The organism is Mesorhizobium sp. M1A.T.Ca.IN.004.03.1.1, assembly GCF_003997555.1.
GTDB lineage: Bacteria > Pseudomonadota > Alphaproteobacteria > Rhizobiales > Rhizobiaceae > Mesorhizobium.
In genome coordinates, this window is record NZ_RZTV01000490.1 from 1 (window position 1) to 263 (window position 263).

The 263-nt window shown below is 62.0% G+C and carries 1 protein-coding gene; it reads right to left on the reverse strand.

Annotated elements, in window-relative coordinates; translation table 11 throughout:
• Positions 1 to 263, reverse strand: a 263-nt coding sequence (locus tag EOD29_RS32575; RefSeq protein ID WP_127248853.1) for a DUF455 family protein, incomplete at both ends; no start/stop codon positions are given.

Genomic DNA, 263 nt, shown 5'->3' on the forward strand with positions numbered 1-263 from the left:
CAACCCGTCATGGGCGGGAAGATCGCCGTAATCGGCGCCGAGATCGTTGAGGCGGGCGCGCACCATGCGGAAATGCTTCGCTTCCTCGAATGCGACCTGCATCCAGCCGTCGAAGAAGGAATTGGGCACAGGCTCGGTCGCGAATCGTGCGACGATATCGAGCGCCAGATCGACGGCGTTGAGCTCGATATGAGCAATGGCATGGAGAAGGGCGATCCGGCCTTTCAGCGTGTGCAGCGAGCGCCTTTCCACTTGGGTCGGCG